Below are 24,612 nucleotides of genomic sequence, written 5' to 3'. Positions count from 1 at the left end.
AACTGGCCGCGGGTGAGGCGGTCATGAGGGTAAGGGACGAAGAAATGGGTAAGGTAACAGGATTTCTGGAAATCGACCGGCAGGTGGCGAAGTACCAGCCGGCGTCGGATCGCATCCGTCATTTCCGCGAGTTCACGATCCCGATGTCGGACCCGGAAGTGCAGAAACAGGCGGCGCGCTGTATGGACTGTGGCATCCCCTATTGCCACGGCCCCACAGGCTGCCCGGTTCACAACCAGATTCCCGACTGGAACGACCTCGTTTACAACAACAACTGGGAAGCGGCGATCCAGAACCTGCATTCCACCAACAACTTCCCGGAGTTCACCGGCCGCGTTTGCCCCGCCCCCTGTGAGGAAGCCTGCACTTTGAATCTCGAGGATGCGCCGGTCGCCATCAAGACAGTCGAGCAGGCGATTGCCGACAAGGCTTATGAACTCGGTTTCATCCGGCCGCAGCCGGCAACGGTCCATACCGGCAAGAAGGTCGCCGTCATCGGTTCCGGCCCCGCCGGTATGGCTGCCGCCCAGCAGCTCGGTCGCGCCGGCCACGACGTGCATGTCTATGAGCGCGAGACCAAGCCGGGCGGCCTGTTGCGCTACGGCATTCCCGACTTCAAGATGGAGAAGAACTTCATCGACCGTCGCGTCGAGCAGATGAAGGGCGAGGGCGTGACCTTCCATTGCGGCGTCAATGTCGGCGTCGACGTCAAGGTCGAACAATTGCTGGCTGAACACGACGCCGTCCTTTACTGCGGCGGCTCCGAGACGCCGCGCGAGGCGGGCATTCCGGGCACCGACCTTGCCGGGGTGCATGATGCGATGCCCTATCTGGTGCAGCAAAACCGCCGCGTCGGGCGGGAGAACATCGATAGTGTCGGCTGGCCGTCGGATCCGATTCTTGCCGGCGCCAAACATGTCGTCGTCGTCGGCGGCGGCGATACGGCTTCGGACTGCGTCGGCACGGCCTTCCGCCAAGGCGCCGTCAAGGTCACCCAGCTCGATATCCGGCCGCAGCCGCCTGAGAAGGAAGACAAGCTTGCTGTCTGGCCCTTCTGGGCGACGAAGATGCGCACGTCCTCCTCGCAGGCTGAGGGCGCAGTGCGCGAATTCCAGGTTGCGACGCTCGAATTCATCGGCGAGGACGGCGTGCTGACCGGCGTCAAGTGCTGCGAGGTCGACGAGCGCCGGCGGCCGGTCGCCGGTACGGAATTCGTCATTCGCGCCGATCTCGCCTTCATCGCCATCGGTTTCCGCGGCCCGTTCACGACAAGCGTGCTGAAGGAGCTCGAAGGCAAGCTGACGCTCAACACCGACAAGCGCGGCTCGACCAACGTCGTCGCAAACGACCGCGACTACAAGACTTCGGTCGACAAGTTTTGGACGGCGGGCGATGTGCGCCGCGGCCAGTCGCTGGTGGTCTGGGCGATCCGCGAAGGCCGCCAAGCAGCGCGCGCCATCGACGAGGCGTTGATGGGCTCGACCGTCCTGCCGAACTGATCGCACCTCATATAGACTGACGAAGACACGAACTCCGCCTTTCCGGCGGAGTTTTTTATTGTGCGCGGCGCATCCGGCGGGACCTCTTTTCGCCGGTGCGACCGCTTGACGCGCCAGGCTGGGGCGCAAGCTTGAAGCAATGCCGGAGGGTGAGGCTTATGCCTGACGCGGGCTCAGGAGGAGCCGCCGCGAATGATCGACAAGGATTATTCAAATGGTTTCTGCACTCGATAATACCAGGATGGTTTCGGCCCAATACGCATTGAACAATCTTCGTAGCTCCGATGAAAGCTCAGAGGATACGCAGAGTTCGTCGGCGGGGAGCATTCTGAGCAGCTATGGACTCGATTCGAGCTCGGCGTCGCTTCTTTCCAATCAGGCGCTGTCGGGGCTGCTCGGCGCGCTTTCGTCCGAGGACGACACCTCAGATGAGACCGACACGACTGACGACAGCGCCGATGTGACCAGCGCCTCCTTCATGTCGATGCTGAAGCAGCAGCTGCAGGAAGCAGCCGCGGCCGAAGGCGAAAGCGGCAAGGCTCACGATATGCTGGCTGCGCTCGAAGCAGGCACGCTCACCATCTCCGATCCGACGCAGGGCGTGTCGGTCCCTGCCTGGGACATCGATGATCCGGACGAGGCAGACACCGAAAGCAAGGCCGGCGAGGCGATCAATGTCAGCGGTTGGAGCGACTTCCTCGATGCGCATCTGGAGCGCGGCAGCGACGGCGCCTTCGTCAAGGAGAACGGCAGCTATGTCGACCAGACGAATGACAGCCATGCCTTCTTCGGGCTGATCGGCTCCAATTACTATTATCTGAGCTGGCCGCAGGCAGCGTAAGAAGGCCGCCTCGCCTAGTTTTACTTCACCGAGACTTCGGCCGGCGTCTTGGCCGCCGGCATGCGATAGTCGTCGACGCGACCGACAGGTGCCGGCGTCATCTCGCCCTGCTCGACCAGGAGATCGCGCGGCGATTTCGTCAGCGTCACCGGTGGCGGCCTTGCGCCGAGGAGCTCGGCGCCGCCATCAAGATTGGGATCGGAGAGGCTGATCGGCACGGTATGCTCGACCGGATTGGTGGGAAGGCCGAGGCCCGGCAGGTTGCTTTCATCGAGGCGCACCAGATCGGGACTTGCCTGGGTGCCGAGAATCCGGCGGGCAGGTTTTTCCACATAGAAGGCAAGCTTACGCCGGCCGGCCTGCGTAAGATTGATGCCGTCGGAGGTGCGCAGACGCACCTGCTGACCGTTCACGTCGGAACCGGTGACGATGAAATTGCCGTTTTCGTCTACGAAGCCATCCCAGATGTCGACGAATTCGCCGCCGATGCTCTCGACCTGGTTGCGATAGAGCTGGTTCATCTGGACAGCATCGGCCGTCATTTGATCGGATTCGAAGGCAGGAAGACCGACCCAGAGCAGCGGTATCTTGCGGCTGGTGACTTCCTTTCCGAAAGAAAGGACACGACGGCGATATTCGGCAAACCAGCCGTCAGTGCGGAACTTCTCCTTCGCGCCGTCGGTCACCATCTGCTGGCGGTCATTGGCGCCGATCATGACGACGACCATTGCCGGCTTCAGCTCGTCGATCATCTTCGGTAACTGTTCCGGCCAGTCGTAATAGTCGTCGCGGACAAGGCCCGAGGAAATGTTGCCGCGGGCTTCGACGACGACGCCCGGCGAGGTCTCGAAGGCGGCGGTGAGCCCGTCGCCGAGGCCGCTGGCAAGGAAATCGCCGACGATCAGGATTTTCCGGGCGTCGCCAAGCTTCTGAACGACCGGCTCTTCCTGCACCGGCGGGCGCACAGGCGATGCGGTGCGGGTATTGATCACGGCTTTCTGGGCTGGCGGCGGGCGCTTGCGCTGCTGGCGTCTCGGCTGCGGCACATCAGGAGCCTGCGGGCTGTCGTCGAGATAGCGCCTGCCGAGGAAGAAATCCAAGATCGACCGGCGCTGATAGCGCTGCTCCTGAGCTTCCGCGACATGCACCGGCGCAACAGCGCCGAGACAAAGCGAAGCCGCCATCAATGCGAGCATGAGCCAGCGGATTTTAGGGGTCCGGTCAGTTTTCTTCATCATGGGCAGTTCCGCAGAGGGCAAGCCAGCTTCTACCCCCGCTATGTAGGTCACGGTTGGGCCGCTTCTAGCGGCGAAGCGCGTTCAGAAGCGGCAACGAGGGCTCGCCGTCCGGCTGCATGCCGATTCGCTCCTGCACGGCCGATATCGCCGCTTTCGAACCTGAGCCGAAATTGCCGTCGACCTCGCCATTGTAATATCCGAGCGTCTTGAGACGAGTCTGCAGCTCGAATTTCTCGGTGATGTCGAGCGCGCCGTCGGGACGCGGCCAGCGCTGCTGCATGCCGCCATAGCCGGCGATCTGGTCGGCCAGCAGGCCGACGGCAAGCGCATAGCTGTCCGACGCATTATAGTTCTTGATGGTGAAGAAGTTTGCCGTCATCAGAAAGCCGGGGCCGCCGGCTCCGGCCGGCATTTTCAATACGGCTTTGGTGCCGCCGTCGCGGAAGGCCTTCCCATTCGGCCGTTTCAGGCCGAGCTCCGCCCATTGAGCGAGCGTATGGGTCTTGCCGATCTGCTTGGCGGCTGCCGCGGGGACGACGACCTCGTAGCCCCAGGTCTTGCCAGTATCCCAGCCGTTCTTCATCAGGAGATTGGCCGAGGTCGCCAGCGCGTCCGGCACCGAATTCCAGATATCGCGATGGCCGTTGCCGTCGGCATCGACAGCGTAGAGCAGATAGCTTGTCGGGATGAACTGAGTGTGGCCCATGGCGCCCGCCCAGGAGCCGGTCATCTGACGTGCCGGCACATCGCCGTTCTGGAGGATCTTCAGCGCGGCAACCAGCTGCTTCTTGGCGAATTTGGCGCGGCTCGGATCGGCATAGGCAAGGGTTGCCAGTGCGCGCGGCACATAGTGCAGTCGGTCGTCCTTGTCGAGGATCGCGCCGTAATTCGATTCCATCGACCAGATCGCGAGCAGAATGGTCTTGTCGACGCCGAAGCGCTGCTCGATCGCATTGAGCGTCCGCGCATGCTTGACGGCCATCTCGCGGCCGATCCTGACGGTGTAGGGGTTAACGCGGGAATCAATGTAATCCCAGATCTTCGAGGTGAATTCCGGTTGATAGGCCGCCTTTTCGAGCACGGTCGGGTCGGGTTCGCTCACCCCGGAAAAGGCCTTTTGATAAGTTGCCTTACTGATGCCACTCTCAGCGGCTGTTTGGTAAAAGTCCGCGATCCATTTCTGGAACCGGGAATCGGCTTTCGCGTTGTCGGGGGCCAGCCCCACCTGGGCGGCGACAACGAGGGCGAGAGCAAGGCCACGAAGGGAGTTTTTGTGATTCTGGATCATCGACAGTCGTATCCGTCATCTTCAGTTTTCGGTGCAGCAGGGGGCATCATGTCCGCCCAGACCCGAGACTACAGGAACGGAGTCAACAAATTCTTTACCATGGCGGCCCGCGGCGGTCACCATTGCAAAACAGTAGCAATTCTATACTAGTCAGACATGAACGGCTTTATTTAAAAGGCGATTTAGTCAAAGCAGGAGGCCTGTGTGGCGCATCACAATAAAGTTCGTAAGGCAGTTTTTCCGGTGGCAGGGTTGGGAACGCGGTTCCTGCCGGCAACGAAGGCTGTTCCGAAGGAGATGTTGACCGTTGTCGACAAGCCTATCATTCAATATGTCGTCGATGAGGCGCTCGAAGCCGGAATCGAGCATCTGGTCTTCGTTACCGGACGCAACAAGCACATTATCGAAGACTACTTCGACATCCATTTCGAGCTGGAACAGACGCTGCGCGAGCGCGCCAAGGAAGCGGAAATTACCCTTCTTGCCGAGCAACTACCGAAGGCAGGAACGGTAAGCTTCACCCGTCAGCAGGAACCGCTCGGCCTCGGTCACGCCGTCTGGTGCGCCCGCGAAATCGTCGGCGACGAACCTTTTGCGCTGCTGCTGCCGGATATGATCATGAAGGGCGACAAGGGCTGCATGAAGGGGATGATCGATCTCTACGGCCAGAGCGGCGGCAATATCATCGCCGTCGAGGAATGTGCGCCCGATCAGGCTCATAAATACGGCATCGTCGGCGTCGGCGAAGCGATCGGCGAAGGCTTCCGCATTACCGGCATGGTGGAAAAACCTGCCAAGGGAACGGCGCCGTCCAACTTCTTCATCAACGGCCGCTACATCCTGCAACCGGAGATCTTTAAGATCCTCGAAACTCAGGAACGTGGCGCCGGCAACGAGATCCAGCTCACCGACGGCATGCTGAAGCTACTGAAGGAACAGGATTTCGCCGGCTACCATTTCCGCGGCACGACCTACGACTGCGGCGCCAAGGACGGCTTCATCCTGGCGAACGTCGCCTACGCCCTCGAACGTGCTGACATCCGTCCATCCGTCGAAGGCGGCTTCAAGGAATTGCTTGCCGGGCTGAAGTAAGGCTTCACTCAGACTTGTCATTGATAAACGCCGCGCCTTCCATCGAAGCGCGGCGTTTATCTTTTCAGCTTGAGGCCGACCCCCGCGCGCCATTGCCGCGAGTCGTCGCCGTCCTTGCGCGTCGTCAGCTCGTAGCCGAGCGTGCTGGTCAGATCGAGATAACGGTTGATGTTCCAGGTCAGTCCGGTCGCCGCGGTATAGACGAGCTCGTCGTTGATGGTGCTGTCAGTGGGATAATCGCGCCATATGACGCCGCCGATCATGGTTCCGACCAGATTGTCGCGCAGCTGGTGGGTGACGGTCGTCGTCAGCGCATGCGAGACGTAGCCGCTCTCGCCAGCGGTGGTCGAGGGCTGGATGCTCGTCTGCAGGTCGAGATTGACGTCGGTGCCGCGGATCGGTGACCAGAGCAGGCTCGCATCGAGCGTGGCCGTATCGATCGAGGCCAGCCGGCTGTCTTCGAAATCCGCCCTTTCGTAGCCGACGCCGACTTCACCCTTCAGCTTTTCGCCGAGGTCGACCTCAACGCCGGCTTTGGCGCCATAACTATGGCCTGAGCGCTCGTAACCCGCGGAATCGCGCGTCTCGTCATAGATCGTACGGCCGATCGTGGCCTCGATGAATGGGATGAGCGCCGGCGACAGCTCGTAGCCGACGCGACCGCGCAGCGTACCGGTCGTCTGATTGCGATCGCTCAACGCCACGGTCGTGCCGTTCGCAAGCGTGGCGTCGGAATAGATCGAACGGTTCAGGGCGAGCGCCGTCGTGCCGCGCAGGATGCCGAAATCGCGCTGGACGGAGGCGCCGGCGGTGAACTCCTGCACGTCGGACTGCTGTGTGGCATCGGCGATGGCGTCGGGATCGTCCGTATCCTCGCGGTAGAAATTATAGCCGGCCGTGAGATGCGCGACCGTGTCGTCGGGAAGGTCCAGCCGGAGATCGCCGTTGACCTTGAAGGACGGCTGCTCCTCGCCTTCACCGCTGATATTCCTCTGCCAGGCGCCTTCCGAGGTCACGGTCAGCTGGTGCCGTCCCCAGTCGGAGGTGAGCGTCGCGGCTGCGTCCGTTTCGAGGAAAGCGCGCCGCTGCCTGGTATTGCCGTCCTTGGTGGTCTCGGTGTTGATGCTTTGGGTCACGCTCGGGCGGAGCACGAAAGTGCCGATCGGAATACCGGGTGTTTCTGCCGTCGAGGCATTTTCGCCAGCCCTGCGGATCGGCGGCGTCTCGTCGATCCGCGCTTCACGGGTGTTCAGTCGGCGCATGTCCTCATCGAGGATGGAGCCGGTAATTTCGTCACCGGATTGCGCGTCCGGTATGGCGGGCCTCTGCTGGGTATCGTCCGGATCTCCCGCCGCACCCGTTGCCACAGGAGTGGTAGAAACGCTGATTTCGTCATCGAAACCGGCTGCGGCATTGTTCGTAGTGCGATTGTCCGGGCTGGCGGAGCGGCTAGCGACAGGCTGCTGTGAGGCGGACTGTGCGAGTGCTGCAGTCTGGCCGAACAGCAGTGTGCCGAACGCAGTAAAGCAGACGACACGCCTCATCGCGCGGAGCGGCGTCACACTGCTCGTCTGTTTTGGTTGGCCCATTCACTCGCCTGACATGCTTTCGGTTCTTACTCAAAGGTAAAGCCTTGTGGTTAATCATTCGTTGTCGCCGGCGGGCGCTGTTCACAATTCGGAAATGGTGCGGGGTGGACTTGGAAAGTGAAAAGGTCTAACGCATCTCCATGAACAGAAGAGCGATCAAACTCGTTGAAAACAGCGTGCTCGAATCGGCAAAACGCACGATAGAGACCGAGAAACGCGGTCTTGAAGCGCTCGAACGGGCCTTTGACAACGGACTGGCCGGCCCTTTCACCCGCGCCGTCGAAATCATCGGCGACATCTCCGGCCGGGTCATCGTTACCGGCGTCGGCAAGAGCGGCCATATCGGTACCAAGCTCGCGGCGACATTCGCCTCGACCGGCACCCCCGCCTTTTTCGTGCATGCGGCCGAAGCCAATCATGGCGATCTCGGCATGATCGCGCGCGATGACGTCGTCTTGGCGATTTCCAAAGGCGGCGAGAGCGCCGAGCTCAAGAGTATCATTTCCTTCACGCGGCGCTTCTCGATCCCCTTGATCGCGATCACCTGCAGCGAAGCTTCCTCGCTTGCGACGGCCGCCGATATCGTGCTTCTGGTCCCGAATGAACAGGAAGCCTGCCCCAACGGGCTGGCGCCGACGACCTCGACGCTGATGCAGCTTGCACTCGGCGACGCCTTGGCGGTCGCACTCCTGGAGGCGCGGGGCTTTTCCGCCACCGATTTCCACGTTTTTCATCCCGGCGGCAAGCTGGGTGCGAGCCTGATGCATGTCGCCGATATCATGCATACCGGCGAGAAGGTGCCGCTCGTTGCCAAAGGCACGCCGATGCCGGAGGCGATCACGGTGCTGTCGCGCAAGCATTTCGGCTGCGTCGGCGTGCTTGACGAGGATGGGCGGCTCTGCGGCATCGTCACCGAAGGCGACATGGCTCGGAACCTGAGCCGCAATCTTGCTGAGCTTGCCGTCGACGACATCATGACGACGACGCCGAAGACGGTGAAACCCACAGTGCTGGCGACGGCGGCTCTGGCGCTGCTCAACCAGCACCACATCGGCGCCCTGATCGTCATCGATGAGGATATCAGGCCGATCGGGCTGGTGCACTTCCATGACCTGCTGCGGATCGGCGTCGCCTGATCAGACCGGTTCGACCCGCAGGTCGCGGCCATGACATGAGATGACCTTCACCTGTGTTCCTACGGGCAAATCGGGCCCCATTACCTGCCATAGCGTATCGTCGAGGCGGATGCGGCCGCGGCCCTCGCGGATCGGCTCCTGCAGCGTGGCGGTGCGTCCGACAAGGCTTGCGCCGCGCTGATTGAGGAAGGGCTCGTCGGTCTCGGCGCTGCTCAGCGTCAGCCGGCGGCCGGCAAAGGTCGTGGCGACGGCCAGAACCGCAAAAAGGATCGCTTGCAGTTCCCAGACCCAGAAGGCGCTGTCCCAGAAAAGCAGCGACAGTGCGCCGACGATCAAGGCCGCGAGGCCGATCCAGACGAGGAAGAAACCGGGCACGATCATTTCGGCGGCGAGCAGCACGAGGCCCGCAACCCACCAGTTCCATGGACCGAGTTCGGCGATGATCTTCGCCAGCATGGCTTATCGCTCCTGATCCGGATTGAAGGGATTGGGGGCAGGCGGATTGATCGGCGGCGTAGAGCGGATCGGCGCGGGACGCGGACGCGGCGGGGAAGGCGGCGGCGGATTGCCGGCGTCCCCGAAGACTTCGCGGGCGATGGCGCCGATGCCGCCGAGCGAGCTCAGGATGGAAGAGGCTTCCATCGGCATCAGCACGATCTTGGAATTGGGCGCCGAGCCGACCGAGGCGAGCGCTTCGGTGTATTTCTGGGCGACGAAATAGTTGATCGCCTGAACATCACCGGCGGCAATCGCTTCGGAGACCATCTTCGTCGCCTTGGCTTCGGCCTCGGCCAGTCGCTCGCGGGCTTCGGCGTTGCGGAAGGCGGCTTCGCGCTGGCCTTCTGCCTGCAAAATGGCGGATTGCTTGGCGCCCTCGGCCCTGAGGATCTGCGCGTTGCGCGCTCCTTCGGCTTCCAGTACCTGGGCGCGCTTCTCGCGCTCGGCCTTCATCTGGCGGGCCATCGCATCGACGAGGTCGCGCGGCGGCTGGATGTCCTTGATTTCGACGCGGGTGACCTTAATGCCCCAGGGCTGCACCGCCTCATCGACGACGCGCAGCAGCCGGTCATTGATCGCGTCGCGGTTGGAAAGCAGTTCGTCGAGATCCATGGAGCCCATGACCGAGCGGATGTTGGTCATGGTGAGATTGAGGATGGCATTTTCGAGGTGGGAAACCTGGTAGGCGGCCTGGGCAGCATTCAGAACCTGAAAGAAGGCGACGGCATCGGCTGAGACCGAGGCATTGTCTTTGGTAATCACTTCCTGGGTCGGCACATTCAGTACCTGCTCCATCACGTTCATTCGCGCTCCGACGCGCTCGATGAAGGGAGTGATGAGGTTGAGGCCCGGCTCCAGCGTGCGGGTATAACGGCCGAAGCGCTCGATGGTGTAGCGATAGCCCTGCGGTACGGTCTTGATCCCGGCAAAGAGCACCAAAATGACGAAGATGACCAGCACGATCACGACGATGTCGAAGCCGCCGAACAGCATGAAAAATTCCTCCCATCGGCGCATGCGCGCCTGCCCAACTGATGTGGTGAGTTAGCACGTTATTTGCGAGGAAGAAATGAGGGCGCAACCGCCCGACTCCAAGTGAGAAGGAGGTTCCGCCTCGGCTACGTCACCCGACTGTTACCGGCGACTTGTCCGGCCCCAGCTTTCTGTCGAGAGTCTCTCAGACCCAGCCCTGCAACTCGCGGCGAACGACCTTTTCCAGCACCGTCATGCCGTCCTCGCTGTCGTTGAGGCAGGGGATATGCGCGAACTTCTCGCCACCATTCTCATGGAATGAGTGGGCGGCCTGTTCGGCGATCTCCTCGAGCGTTTCCAGACAGTCGGAGACGAAGCCGGGATTGATGACGGCGATGCGCTTGACGCCGTCCTGAGCGAGCTTCTCCACGGCCTTGTCGGTATAGGGCTGCAACCATTCCTCCGGCCCGAATCGGGACTGGAAGGTGACCATGAAGTTTTCCTTGGTCAGCCCGAGGCGCTCGCGCAGCAGCCGGCCGGTCTTCTGGCATTGGCAGTAATAAGGATCGCCCTGTTTGAAATAGGACATCGGAATGCCGTGGAAGGAGGCGAGCAGCATTTCCGGCTTCCAGTCGAGCGTCGAAAGGTGCTTTTCGACGGATTGGGCGAGCGCCTCGATATAGGTCTCGTCGTCATGATAGTCGGGCACGGTGCGCAGCGCCGGCTGCCAGCGCATGGTGAACAGCTGCTGGAAGGCCTTGTCGTTGACCGTCGCGGTCGTCGCCGCCGCATATTGCGGATAAAGCGGGAAAAGCACAATACGATCGCAGCCTTCTTGCTTCAGCGCGTCGATGCGCGAAGCGATCGACGGCGTGCCGTAGCGCATCGCCCAGTCGACCTTGACATTTTCGAGATCCCGCAGGCGCTCGGTCATTAGTTCCGACTGGTTGCGCGTGTAGGTGCGGAGATAACTTTCGTTTTTCTCCTTGTTCCAGATTAACTGATAGGCCTTGCCGACTTTCTGTGGACGGGTGTTGAGCACGATGCCAAAGAGGATCGGATACCACTTCCAGCGAGACCATTCGATGACGCGGCGATCGGTCAGGAACTCCTTGAGATAGCGGCGCATTGAGGTGTAGTCGGTGCCGTCGGGCGTGCCGAGATTGACCAGCAGGACGCCGATCTTGCCTGATTTGATGGCTGGATGATCTGCCGGACGGAGTGAAATATCTGCTGTCATTCTGGCCCCAACGGTCGTTGTCTCGTCGGCTGATACGCAGCCTCGAGAACATGGTTCACCCTATAGAAAGAAAAGCCGACCCGGGAAACCCCGGGCCGGCCGATGGTGTCGAGACAAATCGTCTTACTTTGCGGGAACCTGGATCTCCTTGCCGACCGTCAGATGACGTGGGTTGGGCTTGCCATTGGCATCCGAAAGCTTCCGCCACAGCGTACCATCGCCATAGAAGGTCTCGGCGAGATCCCAGAATGTGTCGCCCTCGGCGATGACGTGGGTGGACGGCGTGGCGGATGCGGGAGCGGCGGTCGGGGCAGGTGCGGGCTCTGCAGCGGGAGCCTGTGCAGAAGGTGCTGGCGCCGGTTCTGCGGGAGCGGGCGTTGCCGGAGCCGGGCTCGGTTCGGCAGATGGAGCGGGAGCTGCAGGCGCAGGGGCCGCGGGTGCCGGAGCGGCGGGCGCCGGTTCCGCGGAGGGTGCGGGCGCGGCCTGCGCCACCTCGTTGATACGGCCATCGGTATAGGGCTTATAGGGCGAATGCGCGGCCACGTAGTCGGCAGTCACGTCGGCGAGATCCGGGCCGTAATCGTAAGCATTTTTGCCCTCCTTGAAGATCGAATAGCCATCCCCGCCAGCCCGCATGAAGTTGTTGGTGGCGATCTTGTAGGTCTTGGCCGGATCGATCGGCACGAAGCTGTCGCCGTCCTTCACCTGAACATCGCTGACGCGGCTGCCGACAGGCTTCGACTGGTCGAACGAGAACTTCAGGCCGGCGACCTGCGGGAACCGGCCGGCGCCCTGATCGATTTGGCTGACGCCGTTCTCAAGCGCCTTGACGACTTCCGCGCCAGTGGCTTCAAAAGTGGCGAGGGTGTTCTGGAAAGGCAGGACGGTGATGACTTCGCCCTGCGTGACATCGCCGCCGTCGATAGACGCACGCAGGCCGCCGCCATTCTGAACGGCGATGGTGACGCCCTGGTTCCTCGTACGGTCAAGCATGGCGTCGGCCACCAGATTGCCCATCGAGCATTCCTTGACGCGGCAGACCTTGCGGTCGCCCTCGATAGGACCTTCGGAGGAGCCGATCACCTTTTTGCGCAGTTCTTCGATCGGTTTTGCCAGTTCGGCGACGCGGGTGACGACGGCCGGATCGGGTGTAAAGGACGAGTCGATCAGGATTGGATCGCCCTTGGCATCCTTGACGACGCCATTGTCGTCGAAGTTGACAACGATGTCGCCGAGATACTTGCTGTAAGAGGCGGCCTGAACGACCGGCACCTTATAGCCACCGGGGTTGTCGACCATCGTCGGATACGGGCCTTCGGCCTTCGGATCGGTATTGGAAAGCAGGCTGTGGGAGTGGCCGCCGACCACGACATCAACGTCCGGGATCTTGGCGATGAACGCTAGGTCGCGGGGATAGCCGACATGGGTCAGCGCGATGATCTTGTTGACCCCCTGGCTTTTCAGGTCCTGCACGGCTGATGTGATCGTCTGAACGTCATCTTCGATCGTGACATTCGGGCCGGGCGAGGAGAGCTCCGGCGTATCATTGGTGACGGCGCCGACGATGCCGATCTTCTGGCCGCCGACATCGAGCACCAGCGAGGGCTTGATGCGATCGCCGAGCTTTGAGACGGCACTCGCCTTGACGTTCGCGGTCACGACGGGAAATTGCACCTTGTCGAGGAAGGTCGCAAGCCCATCCTCGCTGTCGTCGAATTCATGATTGCCGACGGTCATGGCGTCGAACTTCATCAGATTCAAAAATTCGGCTTCGGCCGCGCCCTTGTAGGTGGTGTAAAAGAGCGAGCCCTGGAAATTGTCGCCGGCATTCAGGAGAAGGACATTCTTGCCCGACAGCGCCTGGCGGCGCTGGTCGATCGCAGTCTTCAGGCGGGCGGCGCCGCCGAAGCATTCCTTCTTGCCTTCCTCCTCGGCCGAGCAGGTGGAATCGAATTTGTTGATCGATTCGATGCGTGAATGGAAATCGTTGATGTGAAGAATATTGAGTTCGTAATCGGCAAAGGCGGCGCCCGCGCTCAGCGCCAGCATGGACGCGGTCAAAAGACCGAAGCTGAAAGACTTCGTCATCCCTGTTCTCCTGATTGAGGCGAGAGATCCCCCTGATCCTCGCCGATCCCTATCGTAGTGTCAGGCGGTATCCCGCGTGCCGATGTTTCAACAAACGACGCATAGTCGCAAGAGGGAAGCTGGGTTTGCTGCGGCGCTTTCCAAGAGGCCGCAAAACAAAAAAGCTCCCGAGTGGGAGCTTTCGCAGGGCCATGTTGAAGCGTTACAAACGACGTGTAAGCGTGAACTGCGAATTCGTTGCAGTCGTACAATTCAGCTGACTCGTGCCGCTCAAAGCGCAATTAACAAGCGAAGACGTCCGCTTAACATTCGAGTAAAGGTTTATCTGAATGATTCCGTCGGGGGTGGTTGTATATGTTCCCGACGCCATCTGCGTGTTCGTTCCGTCGCTGGTGCGGGTTACGAATTGTCCATTCGTGAAGGCGGAGGTCAAGCCGTTGGCATCCGTCCATTCGCCTTCAACAGAGTTTGTTGCAGGCGGCGCGACCGCGATCGGTCGCTGTTGCGGTCCTGATGAAACGCAGGCGGCAAGAGCGGCCGCTGCACCGACAAGAACGAGACCAGTTCTGATTTTCATAAGGCTTCTCCCGGCGAATCGGCGTGGCGGTCACCCGCCAAGTTCGGGCAAAACATGGCGTGCGTCTGCCATGATGGCAAGGCTTGGAGCAGTGGGGGCGGCATTTATACAGCCAGCGTTACAAAAATGCCCGCCTCGCGGCGGGCATCTTCAAAGTTGCACTGACAATGTCAGCGAACGAGGATGTTCCTGAACTGCCAGGGATCCTTGGTGTCGATATCCTCAGGAAACAGACCGGGACGGCCGTCGAGTGGCGTCCAGTCGGTATAGTGGCCTTCGACCGGGCCGAGATAGGGCATCTGCACGTCGAGGCAGCGCTTGTAATCGATCTCGTCGGCTTCGACGATGCCGGCCTTAGGGTTTTCCAGCGCCCAGACCATGCCGGCGAGAACGGCGGAGGTCACCTGCAGGCCGGTGGCGTTCTGGTAAGGCGCGATGCGGCGGGTTTCTTCCAGCGACAGGCGCGAACCATACCAGTAGGCATTCTTCTCATGACCGTAGAGCAGGACGCCGAGTTCGTCGATGCCGTCCTCGAGCTCGTCCTCGTCGAGAACGTGGTGGACCGGCTGCGGGGTGCCGCCGTTGCCGAACATCTCATGCAGCGAGAGCACGGCGTCGTTGGCCGGATGGTAGGCATAATGGCAGGTCGGACGGAAGGTGACTTCGCCGTCCTTGTCGCGGACCGTGAAGTAATCGGCGATCGAGATCGATTCGTTGTGGGTGACGAGGAAGCCGTATTGCGGGCCGGGGGTCGGGCACCAGGTGCGCACGCGGGTGTTGGCGCCCGGCTGCTCCAGGTAGATCGCCGCCTTGTTGCCCTTCTTGTGCTTCTTGGCGTTCTTCGGCATCCACTGCTCGTGCGTGCCCCAGCCGAGTTCGGCCGGCTGCATGCCTTCGGAGATGAAGCCTTCGACGGACCAGGTGTTCCAGAAGACGTTGAGCGGCTTCGGATGTTTGGTGCGCTGGGTGTCGCGCTCGGCGATGTGGACGCCCTTGACGCCGACTTTCTTCATCAGTTTGGCCCAGCCTTCGCGATCGTGCTGGTCCGGTTCCTCGAATTTAACACCGGTATCATTGGCGAGGTTGACGAGCGCCTGCTTGACGAACCAGGAGACCATGCCCGGATTGGCGCCGCAGGTGGAGACGGCGGTGGCGCCGCCGGGGTTTTTCGCCTTTTCCTTGCGCACCGTCTCGCGCAGCGCATAGTTGGTGCGGTCGGCATTGCTCATGCCCTTGTCGAAATAGAAGCCAAGCCAGGGCTCGACGACCGTATCGATATAAAGAACGTCGAGCTTGCGGCAGAGCTTGATGATGTCGAGCGAGGAGGTGTCGACCGAGAGGTTGACGCAGAAGCCCTGGCCTTCGCCTTTCGTCAGCAGGGGCTTCAGCAGCTCCTTGTAATTGTCCTTGGTAACATATTCCTTGATGTGGCGAACGCCGTGCTTCTTCAGGATCTCCATATCGGAGGGCTCTTCACGCGGGTCGATGACGACCATCCGGCTCTTGTCGAATTTGAAGTGGCGCTCGATCAGGGGCAGGGTGCCGCGGCCGATGGAGCCAAAGCCGATCATCACGATCGGACCGGTAATTTCGGCATATACCGGATAGTTCTGTTCCGTCATTCTTTTCTCCTGTGGAAGGGGACGAAGGCGCTCAGCCTGAAGAATTCTTGTGAGATTGCCGCAGAAATTGCGAAGTGACCGGCTCTAACCACAAAACGCCGTCACAATAAAGAGCGTTGACGGGGAAAGGCCAAATATCGGCGCGACAAGATGCCCTGACCGAAAATCACCGCTTCAGGATTTCCAATCCTTCGACCGTCGTCGTTATCGCAAGTTCGGTGATTTCGTATTCGGCGACGCCGTGGACGGTGAAGGGGTCGGCGGCGACATAGGCTTCGATTGCGGCACGGTCGCCAATGGCGAGGATCGCGCCGCCGGTGCGCGGCACCTTGCGGCCGGAGGCGAGGAACCAGCCTTTAGCGTAACCCTCCTTCACCCAGGCCATGTGCGGCTCCATGTGAATGTCGGCATCGTCGTTGGATTTGCGATAGGTGAGGGAGAGGATGAACATGGTCAATTCCTGAGGAGGTTTGCGCGGATCAGTCCACGCAGCGAGTTGCCGACATAGAGCGTGCCGGCATCGAGATCAGCGAGGCTCAAGCGACCGACGCGGGCCTTGCGCGCGCAGATGAGTTCGGTGCGCAGCACGCCGGCGAGCAGGCCGCAGGAGATCGGCGGAGTGCGTAAAATGCCGCTTCCGTCGTCGAGAAAGATGGAGGTGATGGTGCCCTCGCAGACCTCGTCGTGTTCGTTCAAGAGGATGACTTCGTCGGCTTCCGCTTGAGCATATTCGGAGCGCGCGGTTTCGTAGACGGCGCGTCGCGTGGTTTTGACCCGCAGCAGCCGGTCGGCGGAATCGAGGCGCGTTGCGGCGAGGCGGGCGGTCCAGACTGTATCAGGCGCCAACGGGACGAAGGGCGCGCTCGTCACCTCGATGCGGCCTTGTGCGTCGAAGGTCATGCGGATGCGCAGCGGGCCCTTTGCCTCACTGACGGCTTTATCGAGCTTCGCCGCCGCGCCGAGCGGCTGCGGAAAGCCGAGGCGGCGGGCGGAGCGGGAAAGCCGGGCGAGATGCAGGCGCAGGCGGATGAAGCCTTCCCCAGGCTGCCAGCGCAGTGTCTCGATCAGCGAGAAATCGGTCATCGCGCGATCCACTGGTCGCCAACGGCGAAGCGGGCCTTGAGCAGGCATTCCTCATATTCCGCCTCGGCGGTGGAATCGAAGACGATGCCGCCGCCGACATTGAAGACCGCCCTGCCGCCGCCAAAAAGCGTGACGGTGCGGATGGCGACGGAAAAACGCATGGCGCCGGTCGGCGAGATCATGCCGATCGCACCGCAATAGGCGTCGCGGGGACTATCTTCGAGCGCGTGGAGGATTTCCATCGCCCGTATCTTCGGCGCTCCGGTGATCGATCCGCAGGGGAAGAGGGCGGCAAAAATATCGCGGATTGATAGGCCGGGTCGCAGCTTTGCCTGCACATGGCTGACCATCTGGTGGACGGTCGGATAGGTCTCCACGTCGAAGAGCTTCGGTACATCGAGCGTGCCGACCTCGGTGATGCGGGAGATGTCGTTGCGCAGGAGATCGACGATCATGCGGTTTTCGGCCTGCGTCTTGATATCTGCCCGCATGGCCGCGATGATTTCGGCATCCTCGGCGGCAGTCGTGCCACGCTTTGCCGTGCCTTTCATCGGATGGGTCTCGATCCAGCCCTCTTCGTCGGTGCGAAAAAACAGTTCAGGTGAACGCGACAGGATGACCGGACCGCCGAGATCGACCAGCGCACCGTATTTCACCGGCTGACGTTCGATTAGCGACCAGAAGGCGGCGCGCGGATCGCCGCTCCAGCGGGCTTCGATCGGCATGGTGAGGTTCGCCTGATAGGCGTCGCCGAGCCGCAGGTGCTGGTGAAGGCGGTTGAAACGCTCTTTATATATAGGGAAATCCCAGGCGGCCTTCGGTGCGGTGAGGAATTCCTCGTTTTCGAGACGCTGTTTCGGCTGGGCGAGCGGGTGTGTGTCCGGCTGCGGAGCATCGAATACGCCGAAACAGAGGAGCGGCGTTTCGCGACCTTCTCCGGCGAAGGCAGCGAGTTTTTCTTCGAAGAGATATCCGGCCTCGTAGGCCATGTAGCCCGCAAGCCATTTGCCCTCGGCCTTGGCCTCTTCCATGCGGACAAGGCCGGCGAAGAATTCGCTGCGAGTCCGAGCGACGATGATCTCAGCCGGCTTGGCGAAAAGCATCACCTCGTCGGTCGTGTCGTCGCGAAAAAGGATATAGGGTTGGTCGGCCACGCGACACTTTCAATTTGTTCTGCTCTCCATTGCTCGAGGTGAGATGGGGAGGGTGAGATACTTCCCTCTTCTCCCTATGGGGAGAAGATACCCGAAGGGCAGATGAGGGGGCGGAGCGACGTCCTGAGCAGATGCGAAGGACAGCTTCTGCTATGTCGCCCCCTCATCCGCCTGCCGGCACCTTCTCCCCCGAGGGGAGAAGAGACTCATTGCTGCCTCTCCGCTCCTGGCGACGAGAATTCACCCCTTATCTAATGCTTCCAACTCATCAATCAGCCCTTCGATCATCGACAGGCCCTGGCTCCAGAACGACGGATCGGTGGCGTCGAGGCCGAAAGGCTTCAAGAGTTCAGAATGATGCTTGGTGCCGCCGGCCTTCAGCAGTTCGAAATACTTTTCCTGGAAGCCCTTCTCGGCCTTCTGGTAAACGGCGTACAGCGAATTGACCAGGCAATCGCCGAAAGCATAGGCGTAGACATAGAAGGGCGAATGGATGAAGTGGGGGATATAGGCCCAATAGGTCTCGTAACCCTCTGAAATATTGATCGCCGGCCCGAGGCTTTCCGACTGGACGGAGAGCCAGAGTTCGCCGATGTCGTCGGCGGTGAGTTCGCCTGCCTTGCGGGCGGTGTGCAGCTTGCGCTCGAATTCGTAGAAGGCGATCTGGCGCACGACCGTGTTGATCATGTCCTCGACCTTCTGGGCAAGCATCGCCTTGCGCTCGCGCCTGTCGGTCGTCTTTTCCAGGAGCGCGCGGAAGGTCAGCATCTCGCCGAAGACCGACGCGGTTTCGGCCAGCGTCAGCGGCGTCTGGCACATCAACGCGCCTTGCGCGCCGGCGAGAACCTGATGGACACCGTGGCCGAGTTCATGGGCAAGCGTCATGACGTCGCGCGGCTTGCCCATATAATTGACGAGCACGTAAGGGTGTGCCGAGGGAACCGTCGGATGAGCGAAGGCGCCAGGCGCCTTGCCGGGGCGAACCGGGGCATCGATCCATTGCTCGTCGAAGAAGCGCCTGGCGATATCGGCCATCTCGGGGGCGAAATTGCCGTAAGCCGATAGCACCGTGTCCTTCGCGTCGGACCAGGAGATCACGGCGCTCGACGTTTCCGGAAGGGGCGCGTTGCGGTCCCAGAAATTCATCTGCTCCATGCCGAGCCATTTCGCCTTCATTCTATAATAGCGGTGCGAAAGGCGGGGATAGGCTTCGCGGACGGCTGCGGCCAAGGCGTCGACAACCTCTCGCCCGACGCGGTTTGCCAAATGCCTGGAGTCGGCGATATCCTCGAAGCCGCGCCAGCGGTCGGAGATATCCTTGTCCTTGGCAAGCGTATTGGTGATCAGCGTGAAGATGCGGATATTCGCCTTGAAGGTTTCGGCGAGCGCCATGGCCGCCTTGCGGCGCACTTCCGGATCCTTCTCCTGCAGCATGTTCAGCGCCACCTCGAGCGGCACTTTCTCGCCATCGATCTCATAGCGAAGCTCCGCCATGGTTTCATCGAAGAGGCGATTGAAGGCGGAGGCCGATGTCATCGACTTCTCGAGGAAGAGCTGCTCCAGCCTGTCATCGAGCTGATAGGGCTTATCTTTGCGCAGGTCGATCAGCCAGGGGCGATAATGGCCGGCATCGGGGTCATTGGCCATGCAGGCGTCGATCACGGCGTCGTCGATCCGGTTCAGCTCGAGCGCGAAGAACAGGAGATGGCCCGAGAATTCGGTGATTTTGGCCTGGACGTCGCCGTAGAGCTTGCCGTTTGCCGGATTGGTGGTGTCGGAAAAATAAGTGAGGCCGGCAAAGGAGCCGAGGCGGCCCATGATGTCGTCAAGCGCCTCATATTCCTTCAGCGCCGCGCCGATGCCTTCGGTGCCGGTCTTCGCTGCCGCTTCGGCGAGTTTGCCCTTCCACTTTTCTTCGAAAGCGATCGCGGCCTTGCCGGCCTTTTCCATGTCGGCGACGAAGGCGGTGGAAGTGGCGGAGGGATAAAGATCCTGCAGCTTCCAAACCGGCAGGTCGCCGAGCGCCGGATCGGCCGCCGCCCCGGCTGGCGTTGCTGGCGAGAAAGAAAACCCGGCGTGCAGGGGCTCGATTTTCATGGGCGCAATTCCTCTCCACTTTATGACAGGTCTGCTTGAATAAGCGCGAGAAGGCCCCGCATCAAGGGCCTTTCGGCGCATAAAAGGCCTCGCTTCGGCACGAAATCGGGCCTTCGCAATCGTTAAAATGCAATTATTTCTCAAAACTGGATGTTCAAGCCTTTCTGCCAGAGTGCGCTTCATGGTTTCGCATGAAGTGGAGCGACAATGACCGGTTACAATGAGCTCAAGGGAGCAGGGCAAATCCTCGTGGTCGAGGACGACCCGGTGCAACGCCGTCTGCTCAAGAACGCAATCGAGCGTCACGGCCATGTCGTGCACCAGGCCGAAAACGGCCGCATCGGCCTGGAAATGGTCAAACGCGACAGCGGCCTTTTCAATGTCATCGTGCTCGATCTGATGATGCCCGAGATGACCGGCCTCGAGTTTCTCGACGCGCTTCACGAATTCGGCACGCAGATCCCGGTCATCGTCCAGACGGGCCAGGGCGGCATCGAGACCGTGGTGCAGGCGATGCGTGCCGGCGCCTTCGATTTCGTCGTCAAGCCGGTGTCGCCCGAACGCATCGCCACCTCAATCTCCAACGCGATGAAGCTAGACCAGCGCGAGGTGAAGGCTCGGGCCGGACGCCGGTCGCGCTCAGGCTCGGTCGGCTTCGACGACATTGTTTCGGCCAGCCCGGCGATGATCCGCGTCATCGATCTCGCCCAGCGGGCGGCGCAATCGAACATCCCGGTCGTGCTCGAAGGCGAATCCGGCGTCGGCAAGGAGTTGGTGGCCCGCGCTATCCAGTCCGGCGGCGACCGCTCGAACAAGCCTTTCGTCACCGTCAATTGCGGGGCGATCCCGCACAACCTCGTCGAAAGCATCCTCTTCGGCCACGAGAAGGGCGCGTTTACCGGCGCGACCGAACGTCACATCGGCAAATTCATGGAAGCCGATGGCGGCACCATCTTCCTCGACGAGATCGGCGATCTGCCGCTCGAGGTGCAGGTGAAACTCCTGCGGGCCGTGCAGCAGGGCGAGATCGAGACGGTCGGCGCGCGCACCGCGCACAAGGTCAATGTCCGGCTGATCTCCGCGACCAACAAGGACCTGATCGAAGAGGTCAAGAACGGCCATTTCCGCGAGGACCTCTATTATCGCCTCAACGTCTTCCCGATTACCATTCCGGCGCTGCGCAAGCGCAAGGAAGACATCCCGCATCTGGTGCGCGTCTTTACCGACCGCTTCTCCAGCGAGCAGAAGAGCGGCCGCCGGATGACCGTCAATTCAGGCGCGCTGGCACTGCTGACCGCCTATGATTGGCCGGGCAATATCCGCCAGCTCGAAAATGCGATCTTCCGTGCGGTCGTTCTCGCCGAAGGGCCGGAGCTGACGGAGGCGGATTTCCCGCAGATCGCCGCCCAGCTTCCGGAATATGAAGTGGTTGACCACCTGGCGCTCGTTGCCGACAATACCGGCCTCGACCCGGATGAAGCCTATGGCGAGGAATACCGGGCGCCGATGCCGGGTGAGGTGCATCACCGCCTGTCGGAGACTTCCGAAAACGCCATTGCCAGTGTCAATCCCTCCGGAGACGTGCGCAAACTTGCCGACGTTGAGGAGGAGCTCATCCGATTCGCGCTCAAATTCTATCGTGGGCAGATGAGTCAAGTGGCGCGCAAACTTGGCATCGGCCGGTCCACACTTTATCGCAAGCTCAAAGATTACGGCATAGATCCCGATAATCCCCAGAAAGATGCGGCTTAGGCCCTATTTATTAAGACTCGGGCAACCACGATTTGTTACTGATCATAAACCACTTGTTAGTGGCTCGTTCACTATGTAAAGAAAAGGTTGATCATGTGTGGCATTTTTGCCATCGTGTGACCGCATTTGACAGTCATCTGGGACAGTACGGGACATTGTCTGTCTGACGGGGATCGAGTTGCCGAATCTGAATGGGAATTCCAAGCCTTCGCGCTTGAGCTGGCGTTCTTTGTGCGCCGACATTTGCGGAAAGGCAGTGAGGACGGCGGCGGCCGCCCTTCTTGCGCTTGCGGTTTCCTCGCCGGTATTCGTCGGTACGCCTTCTCAAGCAGCGGGCGAAACCCGCAGCCTCAAGCTCTATTTCATCCATACCGGCGAAAAAGCCGTCATCACCTACAAGCGTAACGGCAAGTTCGACCCGAAGGGTCTGGAGCAGCTGAACCGGTTCCTGCGCGACTGGCGCAAGAACCAGCCGACCAAGATGGATCCGCGCCTGTTCGACCTGATCTGGGAAGTCTACCGCCAGAGCGGTTCGCGGGACTACATCAACGTCGTCTGCGGTTTCCGTTCGCCGGCAACCAACGAGATGCTGCGCGGCCGCTCGCGCAATTCCGGCGTCGCCGAAAAAAGCCAGCACATGCTCGGCAAGGCGATGGACTTCTTCATTCCCGACGTCAAGCTTGCGACGCTCAGGGCCATCGGAATGAAGATGCAGATCGGCGGCGTCGGCTTTTATCCGAAATCCGGTTCGCCCTTCGTGCACATGGATGTCGGCGGCGTTCGCGCCTGGCCGCGTATGAGCCGCGACGAGCTTGTCCGGCTTTTCCCGAACGGCAACACTATTCATATCCCGGCCGACGGCAAGCCGCTGCCCGGTTATCAGCAAGCGATGGCCGACTACAAGCGCCGCGTCAGCGGCACGCAGATCGAGATCGCCAGTGCTTCCGAATCGGCGCCGAAGCATAAGACGCTGTTTGAGGCGCTGTTTGGCGGCGGGGCTGACGAACAGGAAGATGATTCGGACGATTCGGCTCCCGTTGCTGTCGCCAAGGCGACGCCGTCGAAGGCGGAGCCTGCTCCTGCCGAGCCGCAGCAGACCGAAGTCGCAGCCCTGAACGCGCCGGTGCCGCAGGTTCGCCCGGCTTTCAGCAACCAGCCGGCCGGCAGCGAAATGGCCAGCGCACTGGTGGCGCCCTCTTCGGGTAACGCCGCGCAGCAGGCCCTCGTCGCGGCGCTTCCGGCCGATCAGGCCCAGCCACAGCAATTCGCCGATCTCAGCGCCTACAGCATTCCCGTTCCCTCGCTTCTCGGTCAGCGTCGCGCGCCTGGTGACGCCGAGGTCGCGTCGATCGATCCGAACATGCAGAACGGAATGCCAGTTCCCACTCCGGTCGAGCGCCCTGCCGTTGCTGAAAATCTGCTTGCTGCGGCGGATGCCGATCCCGAAGCGGAGGCAGACGAGGCCGATCAGGATGGCGGCCTGTCTCCTGCCATCGCCGCCGCGCTCGAGCAGCAGAACAAGGATACGCAAAGCCAGGTCGCCTCGCATGAGCCTCAAATGAGCGTGGAGCAGGCAATCGCCGCCGCGATGCCGCAAAAGGCGCCCGCCGAAAAGCCGTCATTGCAGCTCGCTGCCTTGGCGCCGGCGACGAAGTCGGCAAGCTTCGGCGATGCTTTCGACGCCCCGGCTGCCGAGAGCCCCGCGCCGCAGCCCCTCCCGGTCAAGGGCGGCCGTCCGACGCAGAAGGAAGCCGCCGCAGCCGATGCCAGCCGCGCGACGGTGCGTACCGAGCCGAAGCTGACGCAGAAGATGATCTCGCAGTGGGCGCTGACCAATGCCCGTCTCGAAATGGCGTCCAAACAGGTCAAGGCGCCGCGCTTCGTCAGCCAGACGATGCGCGCCCAACCGACCGCTGTCTATGCCGAGGGCTTCAACGTCAAGACCGCCTCAGTCGACCCGGCCCGTTTCAGCGGCAACGCCGTCAACTTCATGGAAGTGCGTAAGTTCAATACGAACTGAGCTTGCCGATCGCGTCAGACCGAAAACCGCCGGAGCGATCCGGCGGTTTTCTTCTGACTATTCGATCGGCTGGACAGTTGGAGTGCCAGCAAGATCCGGCGCAAAAGAAAAGCCGCCGGAAGGTCCGACGGCTTTTATCGAAGCAGCGACGTCGGCGAATCAGCCTTCCGGCGGCGCTTCGATCATGCCGAGCGCGTGCAGATAGGTGTCGAGGATGGCTTCCTCCTCCATGCGCTCCTGCTCGTCCTTCTTGCGCAGCGCCACGACCTTTTTCAGGATCTTGGTATCGAAGCCCATTCCCTTGGCTTCGCCATAGACGTCCTTGATGTCGTCGGCGATGGTCTTCTTTTCTTCTTCCAGCCGTTCAATGCGCTCGATGAAAGCGCGAAGCTGATCGCGGGCGACGCCATGAGCATCAGACATCGTGTTCTCCTGATTTTTCGGTGATCAATTCGGGATGCACGTGACTGCCGCGAAGCGGCGTCACGGTCAAGCCTGTTAAAGGCCAAGCGGACTATTTGTGTGGCTTGTTCAGCTCAAATGCCGCCTTTTGCACAGGCGAGGCCTCCTTCTGGTGGAGGTTCTTCCAGTCCTCGTAGGGCATGCCGTAGATCATCTCACGCGATTCGTCCCGGCTGACCGGAACACCTTCGGCCTCGGCGGCCTCGCGGTACCAGTTCGACAGGCAGTTGCGGCAGAAACCGGCCAGGTTCATCAGATCGATGTTCTGGACGTCGCTGCGGTCACGAAGATGCTTGACCAGACGACGGAAGGCGGCGGCTTCGAATTCGGTCTGTTGTTCCTTGCTGAGCGCTGTCATCTCGCT

General features: G+C 61.2%; 21 protein-coding genes. 6 read left to right on the top strand and 15 right to left on the bottom strand.

What is annotated here, in order from left to right:
- Positions 1-44 precede the first annotated feature (44 nt).
- Both ACQ7C1_RS08640 and ACQ7C1_RS08635 read left to right on the top strand, forming a co-directional pair.
- Positions 45-1,499: a glutamate synthase subunit beta gene (locus tag ACQ7C1_RS08640; RefSeq protein ID WP_085779410.1), complete on the top strand. Its 1,455-nt coding sequence runs from the start codon at positions 45-47 to the stop codon at positions 1,497-1,499.
- Positions 1,500-1,713: 214 nt separating this feature from the next.
- Positions 1,714-2,340, top strand: coding sequence for a hypothetical protein (locus ACQ7C1_RS08635; protein WP_430957989.1), 627 nt, complete (start codon positions 1,714-1,716; stop codon positions 2,338-2,340).
- A 20-nt stretch (positions 2,341-2,360) separates the two neighbouring features.
- Here ACQ7C1_RS08635 and ACQ7C1_RS08630 read toward each other — a convergent pair whose 3' ends face one another.
- Together ACQ7C1_RS08630 and ACQ7C1_RS08625 are read right to left on the bottom strand one after the other, a co-directional pair.
- Entirely contained in the window at positions 2,361-3,578 is a 1,218-nt protein-coding gene (locus tag ACQ7C1_RS08630; protein ID WP_430957988.1) for an SGNH/GDSL hydrolase family protein, read from the bottom strand.
- A 64-nt stretch (positions 3,579-3,642) separates the two neighbouring features.
- Positions 3,643-4,866 carry a lytic murein transglycosylase gene (locus tag ACQ7C1_RS08625; protein ID WP_085779407.1) on the bottom strand — a complete coding sequence of 408 codons (1,224 nt, stop codon included), beginning with the start codon at positions 4,864-4,866 and terminating at the stop codon, positions 3,643-3,645.
- A 204-nt stretch (positions 4,867-5,070) separates the two neighbouring features.
- Here ACQ7C1_RS08625 and galU point away from each other — a divergent pair, with 204 nt between their 5' ends.
- Positions 5,071-5,958, top strand: a complete 888-nt coding sequence (gene galU / locus ACQ7C1_RS08620) for a UTP--glucose-1-phosphate uridylyltransferase GalU (protein WP_430957987.1) — start codon at positions 5,071-5,073, stop codon at positions 5,956-5,958.
- Positions 5,959-6,014: 56 nt separating this feature from the next.
- On the opposite strand, the gene ACQ7C1_RS08615 is transcribed toward galU, so the two are convergent.
- Positions 6,015-7,547: an outer membrane beta-barrel protein gene (locus tag ACQ7C1_RS08615; RefSeq protein ID WP_430957986.1), complete on the bottom strand. Its 1,533-nt coding sequence runs from the start codon at positions 7,545-7,547 to the stop codon at positions 6,015-6,017.
- Positions 7,548-7,687: 140 nt separating this feature from the next.
- On the opposite strand from ACQ7C1_RS08615, the gene ACQ7C1_RS08610 reads away from it, so the two are divergent.
- A complete protein-coding gene (locus ACQ7C1_RS08610) occupies positions 7,688-8,683 on the top strand; it encodes a KpsF/GutQ family sugar-phosphate isomerase (protein ID WP_430957985.1) in 996 nt (331 codons plus the stop codon).
- Here the strand turns inward: ACQ7C1_RS08610 and ACQ7C1_RS08605 are convergent, their stop codons facing one another.
- From ACQ7C1_RS08605 to ACQ7C1_RS08560, 10 genes are all read right to left on the bottom strand, one after another.
- Positions 8,684-9,139, bottom strand: a complete 456-nt coding sequence (locus tag ACQ7C1_RS08605; RefSeq protein WP_430957984.1) for an NfeD family protein — start codon at positions 9,137-9,139, stop codon at positions 8,684-8,686.
- Positions 9,140-9,142: 3 nt separating this feature from the next.
- The gene (locus tag ACQ7C1_RS08600; protein ID WP_085779402.1) at positions 9,143-10,174 is read right to left on the bottom strand and encodes an SPFH domain-containing protein; all 1,032 of its coding nucleotides are present in this window, start codon (positions 10,172-10,174) and stop codon (positions 9,143-9,145) included.
- 184 nt (positions 10,175-10,358) lie between these two features.
- Positions 10,359-11,393, bottom strand: a complete 1,035-nt coding sequence (gene hemH, locus ACQ7C1_RS08595) for a ferrochelatase (RefSeq protein WP_430957983.1) — start codon at positions 11,391-11,393, stop codon at positions 10,359-10,361.
- Positions 11,394-11,516: 123 nt separating this feature from the next.
- On the bottom strand, positions 11,517-13,481 hold the full coding sequence (locus ACQ7C1_RS08590) for a 5'-nucleotidase C-terminal domain-containing protein (protein ID WP_430957982.1): 1,965 nt from the start codon (positions 13,479-13,481) through the stop codon (positions 11,517-11,519).
- 202 nt (positions 13,482-13,683) lie between these two features.
- Positions 13,684-14,058, bottom strand: a complete 375-nt coding sequence (locus ACQ7C1_RS08585) for a hypothetical protein (RefSeq protein ID WP_430957981.1) — start codon at positions 14,056-14,058, stop codon at positions 13,684-13,686.
- A 170-nt stretch (positions 14,059-14,228) separates the two neighbouring features.
- The gene (locus tag ACQ7C1_RS08580) at positions 14,229-15,680 is read right to left on the bottom strand and encodes a homospermidine synthase (RefSeq protein ID WP_183698754.1); all 1,452 of its coding nucleotides are present in this window, start codon (positions 15,678-15,680) and stop codon (positions 14,229-14,231) included.
- A 166-nt stretch (positions 15,681-15,846) separates the two neighbouring features.
- Complete coding sequence (locus ACQ7C1_RS08575; RefSeq protein ID WP_430957980.1) at positions 15,847-16,131, bottom strand: YciI family protein; 285 nt, start codon at positions 16,129-16,131, stop codon at positions 15,847-15,849.
- A gap of 2 nt (positions 16,132-16,133) precedes the next feature.
- A complete protein-coding gene (locus ACQ7C1_RS08570; RefSeq protein WP_430957979.1) occupies positions 16,134-16,763 on the bottom strand; it encodes an aminotransferase class IV family protein in 630 nt (209 codons plus the stop codon).
- On the bottom strand, positions 16,760-17,866 hold the full coding sequence (locus ACQ7C1_RS08565) for an aminodeoxychorismate synthase component I (RefSeq protein ID WP_430958087.1): 1,107 nt from the start codon (positions 17,864-17,866) through the stop codon (positions 16,760-16,762). The genes ACQ7C1_RS08570 and ACQ7C1_RS08565 overlap by 4 nt, the downstream gene beginning before the upstream one ends.
- Positions 17,867-18,157: 291 nt before the next feature.
- Entirely contained in the window at positions 18,158-20,014 is a 1,857-nt protein-coding gene (locus ACQ7C1_RS08560; protein ID WP_430957978.1) for a M3 family oligoendopeptidase, read from the bottom strand.
- Between the two features lie 207 nt (positions 20,015-20,221).
- Here ACQ7C1_RS08560 and ACQ7C1_RS08555 point away from each other — a divergent pair, with 207 nt between their 5' ends.
- Both ACQ7C1_RS08555 and ACQ7C1_RS08550 read left to right on the top strand, forming a co-directional pair.
- The gene (locus ACQ7C1_RS08555; protein WP_430957977.1) at positions 20,222-21,766 is read left to right on the top strand and encodes a sigma-54-dependent transcriptional regulator; all 1,545 of its coding nucleotides are present in this window, start codon (positions 20,222-20,224) and stop codon (positions 21,764-21,766) included.
- Positions 21,767-21,944: 178 nt separating this feature from the next.
- Entirely contained in the window at positions 21,945-23,786 is a 1,842-nt protein-coding gene (locus ACQ7C1_RS08550) for a DUF882 domain-containing protein (RefSeq protein WP_430957976.1), read from the top strand.
- 159 nt (positions 23,787-23,945) lie between these two features.
- On the opposite strand, the gene ACQ7C1_RS08545 is transcribed toward ACQ7C1_RS08550, so the two are convergent.
- Positions 23,946-24,209 (bottom strand): DUF2312 domain-containing protein, encoded by a 264-nt coding sequence (locus ACQ7C1_RS08545; RefSeq protein ID WP_008533181.1) that lies wholly within the window; start codon positions 24,207-24,209, stop codon positions 23,946-23,948.
- A 91-nt stretch (positions 24,210-24,300) separates the two neighbouring features.
- The gene (locus ACQ7C1_RS08540; RefSeq protein WP_430957975.1) at positions 24,301-24,606 is read right to left on the bottom strand and encodes a DUF1244 domain-containing protein; all 306 of its coding nucleotides are present in this window, start codon (positions 24,604-24,606) and stop codon (positions 24,301-24,303) included.
- Positions 24,607-24,612 lie beyond the last annotated feature (6 nt).

Source organism: Rhizobium sp. Nf11,1 (assembly GCF_050587665.1).
Classification (GTDB): domain Bacteria; phylum Pseudomonadota; class Alphaproteobacteria; order Rhizobiales; family Rhizobiaceae; genus Rhizobium.
This window is presented reverse-complemented; position numbering and strand designations above follow the sequence as displayed.

What these genes read in the sequence shown, in the direction of transcription:
- ACQ7C1_RS08580 (WP_183698754.1), bottom strand. Translation starts at nt 15,680, where the DNA reads ATGACGGAACAGAACTATCCGGTATATGCCGAAATTACCGGTCCGATC.
- ACQ7C1_RS08545 (WP_008533181.1), bottom strand. Translation starts at nt 24,209, where the DNA reads ATGTCTGATGCTCATGGCGTCGCCCGCGATCAGCTTCGCGCTTTCATC.
- ACQ7C1_RS08610 (WP_430957985.1), top strand. Translation starts at nt 7,688, where the DNA reads ATGAACAGAAGAGCGATCAAACTCGTTGAAAACAGCGTGCTCGAATCG.
- ACQ7C1_RS08615 (WP_430957986.1), bottom strand. Translation starts at nt 7,547, where the DNA reads ATGGGCCAACCAAAACAGACGAGCAGTGTGACGCCGCTCCGCGCGATG.
- ACQ7C1_RS08600 (WP_085779402.1), bottom strand. Translation starts at nt 10,174, where the DNA reads ATGCTGTTCGGCGGCTTCGACATCGTCGTGATCGTGCTGGTCATCTTC.
- hemH (WP_430957983.1), bottom strand. Translation starts at nt 11,393, where the DNA reads ATGACAGCAGATATTTCACTCCGTCCGGCAGATCATCCAGCCATCAAA.
- ACQ7C1_RS08635 (WP_430957989.1), top strand. Translation starts at nt 1,714, where the DNA reads ATGGTTTCTGCACTCGATAATACCAGGATGGTTTCGGCCCAATACGCA.
- ACQ7C1_RS08565 (WP_430958087.1), bottom strand. Translation starts at nt 17,866, where the DNA reads ATGCTTTTCGCCAAGCCGGCTGAGATCATCGTCGCTCGGACTCGCAGC.
- ACQ7C1_RS08625 (WP_085779407.1), bottom strand. Translation starts at nt 4,866, where the DNA reads ATGATCCAGAATCACAAAAACTCCCTTCGTGGCCTTGCTCTCGCCCTC.
- ACQ7C1_RS08540 (WP_430957975.1), bottom strand. Translation starts at nt 24,606, where the DNA reads ATGACAGCGCTCAGCAAGGAACAACAGACCGAATTCGAAGCCGCCGCC.
- ACQ7C1_RS08555 (WP_430957977.1), top strand. Translation starts at nt 20,222, where the DNA reads ATGACCGGTTACAATGAGCTCAAGGGAGCAGGGCAAATCCTCGTGGTC.
- ACQ7C1_RS08640 (WP_085779410.1), top strand. Translation starts at nt 45, where the DNA reads ATGGGTAAGGTAACAGGATTTCTGGAAATCGACCGGCAGGTGGCGAAG.
- ACQ7C1_RS08570 (WP_430957979.1), bottom strand. Translation starts at nt 16,763, where the DNA reads ATGACCGATTTCTCGCTGATCGAGACACTGCGCTGGCAGCCTGGGGAA.
- ACQ7C1_RS08585 (WP_430957981.1), bottom strand. Translation starts at nt 14,058, where the DNA reads ATGAAAATCAGAACTGGTCTCGTTCTTGTCGGTGCAGCGGCCGCTCTT.
- ACQ7C1_RS08590 (WP_430957982.1), bottom strand. Translation starts at nt 13,481, where the DNA reads ATGACGAAGTCTTTCAGCTTCGGTCTTTTGACCGCGTCCATGCTGGCG.
- ACQ7C1_RS08560 (WP_430957978.1), bottom strand. Translation starts at nt 20,014, where the DNA reads ATGAAAATCGAGCCCCTGCACGCCGGGTTTTCTTTCTCGCCAGCAACG.
- ACQ7C1_RS08630 (WP_430957988.1), bottom strand. Translation starts at nt 3,578, where the DNA reads ATGATGAAGAAAACTGACCGGACCCCTAAAATCCGCTGGCTCATGCTC.
- ACQ7C1_RS08605 (WP_430957984.1), bottom strand. Translation starts at nt 9,139, where the DNA reads ATGCTGGCGAAGATCATCGCCGAACTCGGTCCATGGAACTGGTGGGTT.
- ACQ7C1_RS08575 (WP_430957980.1), bottom strand. Translation starts at nt 16,131, where the DNA reads ATGTTCATCCTCTCCCTCACCTATCGCAAATCCAACGACGATGCCGAC.